Origin of the sequence: Mycobacterium sp. (assembly GCF_036273375.1) — a bacterium.
Classification (GTDB): domain Bacteria; phylum Actinomycetota; class Actinomycetes; order Mycobacteriales; family Mycobacteriaceae; genus Mycobacterium.
Window position 1 is genome coordinate 1 of the sequence record NZ_DASUHS010000205.1, and the last position, 2,492, is coordinate 2,492.

A 2,492-nucleotide genomic window follows, 5' to 3' on the forward strand; every position below is an offset into this window, starting at 1 on the left:
ATGGTGGCCGTCGACGACTTCGGGAAGCCGCACCAGATTCCGCCGCTGACACCTGCAACCGGCATCGCGCGCAGCCGGTATGAGGATGCGCAGCGCCGCCGCGCGGCCGCCCACAATTCGGGCCAGGCTAACTGACGGCCACAGCCGGGTTGCGCCGAGAGAGCAGGCGCATCCCGTGATACATCACCAGCGTGGCTATCGACCTCAGCGCGATGCCGGTGAAGGTCAGATCGCCTGCCTGCCAGGTGAAGTCGGCGATTCCGATGATCAACGGGATGGCCGGCATTGTCAACTTGAGCCAACCTAATTGGCCGATGTGATGATGAGCCGTGGCTTGGACGAAACGTCCTGTCCCAGTGGCCGATTCAGGCGGCGGCCGTGGTCGTCGCCCCGGTGATCTGGTTCCAGACCGCGAAGCGGTCGGCCATCACCTGTCGGTAGTCGGCCGCCGACAGCAGGTGCCGACGGGGCCGAAAGTGCGGCGAGATGCCGCTGAACGCGGACAGGAATCGTTGCGCGTGCCGGATCGACTTGAAGCGTTTCATCGCCCGCTCGCGGTGCCGGGTCGGCTGGTGGGAGTTCTCGGCGCGGTTGAGTTCTCAACCGATGTCAAGTGTTGCGACGAAAGCGGTGGGCGGTTCATGCTGGTTGCGGAACGGGCGATGCCTTGGAGCGCGTGGCGACTCCTGTCTTGGCACGCTCGTTCCGCTCGTTGCGTCGTGGGTGTCTGTGGGGGGTGACCTTGCGCCGGGCGGCACGGACCTCGGGTGGCACGGTGTAGCGTTCGGCGACGATGGCGCGTCCTTGGGCTTCGGTGATGACGCGGCCGTCAGTGTCGCGCAATAGGTAGTGGGTGCCGGCGCGCAGACAGGCGGCGATTCGGGTGAGCAGGACCGCGGCCAGCGTGCAGACCGCGGAATCGTGGTGCTTACCGGCGAGCATGAGCCGCTGGTAGCGGACGGCCAGGGTGGGGTCGACCTTGCGGGCGTGGTCGGCGGCGATGAACAGGGCCTCGCGCAGGCAGCAATCGCCGGCCTTGGTCGGTCCGCGGTGGCCGTCGGCTTGGCCGGAGGAGTCGGCGGCCGGGACCAGCCCGGCGAAGGAGCGGACCGCGGCCAGGTTGGCGAATCGTGTTGGGTCGCCGAGTCGTCCGAGGATCTGGGGTGCGCAGACGCGGCCGGCGCCGGGTACCGAGCGCACGATCCCGGCTGGGTCGGCCTTGTCGTAGAGCGCGCCGATGCGCTTGTCGAACCCGTTGATCTCGTCGGTCAGGGTCAGCGCGAGCCGGGCTTCGGCGGCGATATCGGCGGCCAGCGCGTCGAAGTCGAGCTCGCCGCCGTCTGCTCCCCACAGCCGCAGCGTGGTCGCGGCGGCTTCGATGACCGCGTCGGCGCGTTCGTCTGCCCATGCCTGGCGGCTGGAGCGGCGGAAAAACGCCGCCAGGCGGGCCTTGCCGAGGCGTTTGACCTGGACCGGGTTGGCGTACCGGGCCAAAAACCGCAGCGCGGTCAACGTCATATCCGAACCCAGCGCGGCGATCCACGCCGGCCCGAGGATCTCCAGCAGCGCATCAAGGCGGGCCATGCACGCGGTGCGCCGATGCACCAGCCCAGAGCGGATCTTGACCGCCCGCTTCAGCTCGTCGCCAGGGCCCAGCGAGTCCTCGCGGTGCAGCCCCTCCGGGTGCAAAAGGGGAAGCCGGGCAAGCACTTTGGAGTCGAGCCGATCAGTCTTGGTGTGCTTGTTGTAGTAATCACGCAGATCAGCGGACTGCTCGGGTGGCACCATCACCACCGTCGCGCCGTGGCGGCGGAACCAGGCCGCCAGCGCGACCCAGGCGTTGCGGGTCGGCTCCATCACCACCTCGATCCGCTCGGCGTCTTTAGGCAGCCGCGCCCACCGCGTGTCCAGCTCGTCTGGGTCGGTGCGAAACCGGTGACCCACCAACAAGAATCTTCCCTGCTCGTCTGCCAGCGATGCTTGATGCGCAGCACGGCAAGCTACGTCGACTCCCAACCGAATTTTCAATCTCGTGCCTTCCCCTATCGTTGGATTTGGTTGTCGGCCCAGGGCAAGACCACACCAACGAGAAGTGCGAGCACCAGACATTCGCTATCAGGGATCCGATCGTCACCACCGACGCTCGGTCACCGGGTTCTCAACAGGGCGCACGACCCAAGGTGCGGTACCCGGCCACCCACACACTCAACACGCCAGAAGTCAGCACGCGCGCTGCTCCGATTAAGTTACCGAGGTGATGGCCGGGCCCCAGCGAACTCAGTATGAATGTTCAGATACTTCGATTGCCGGTGTTCCACCGAGGGCATCACCACGCGGTGGGCGGGCCCGTAGCTGGCGAGCTTGTCGGTGACCAGCACCCGAGGTACCCGGCACTGCTTGGTCAGCAGCTTACGGAAGAACCGCTTGGCCGCCTTGGCGTCCCGGCGAGGTTGGACCAGGATGTCGAGGACGTTGCCGTCCTGGTCGACGGC

At 66.9% G+C, this 2,492-nt stretch carries 1 protein-coding gene and 3 pseudogenes; all 4 read right to left on the bottom strand.

Annotation, left to right across the window (positions count from 1 at the left end):
* Window positions 1-127: 127 nt before the first annotated feature.
* Window positions 128-280: pseudogene (locus tag VFW69_RS18590) on the bottom strand (nitrate reductase); the annotation flags it as partial.
* Between the two features lie 85 nt (window positions 281-365).
* Window positions 366-593 (bottom strand): annotated as a pseudogene (locus VFW69_RS18595) (IS6 family transposase); the annotation flags it as partial.
* A 46-nt stretch (window positions 594-639) separates the two neighbouring features.
* The gene (locus tag VFW69_RS18600) at window positions 640-2,028 is read right to left on the bottom strand and encodes an IS110 family RNA-guided transposase (RefSeq protein ID WP_526503281.1); all 1,389 of its coding nucleotides are present in this window, start codon (window positions 2,026-2,028) and stop codon (window positions 640-642) included.
* A 248-nt stretch (window positions 2,029-2,276) separates the two neighbouring features.
* Window positions 2,277-2,492: pseudogene (locus tag VFW69_RS18605) on the bottom strand (DDE-type integrase/transposase/recombinase); the annotation flags it as partial.